This is a genomic window from Pedobacter sp. ASV12 (assembly GCF_016429155.1).
In the GTDB taxonomy this organism is placed as follows: Bacteria; Bacteroidota; Bacteroidia; order Sphingobacteriales; family Sphingobacteriaceae; genus Pedobacter.
The window spans coordinates 1-389 of record NZ_JAELUC010000356.1; the positions used below are offsets into that span (position 1 = coordinate 1).

General features: G+C 29.3%; 1 protein-coding gene. It reads left to right on the forward strand.

What is annotated here, in order from left to right:
* Nucleotides 1–389 (forward strand): Dam family site-specific DNA-(adenine-N6)-methyltransferase (locus JHD69_RS20660; RefSeq protein ID WP_199142185.1); only part of this gene is annotated, 389 nt, incomplete at both ends.

Genomic DNA, 389 nt, shown 5'->3' on the forward strand with positions numbered 1-389 from the left:
TTCTGATACAAATGAAGAACTTATTAATTGTTATTACCAATTAAAAGAAGATCCAAATTTAGTCATCAAATATCTAAAAGAATATAAGAATACTGAAAGTGATTATTATTCAATTCGATCATCAAAACCAAGAAACCCCAGCAAAAAAGCGGCTCGATTTATTTACTTGAACAGAACTTCATTTAATGGAATTTATAGAGTTAATAGCGCAGGCATTTATAATGTTCCTTATGGAAAGAGGTTTAATGCAGATATTGTAACTGAAGAAATTTTTCAGACAATGAGCGTATTTCTTGCAGACTGTAAAATAAACTGTACATCTTTCGAACACACCATCCATAATATTAAAGAAAATGATTTGGTTTTTATAGATCCTCCCTATACTGTTG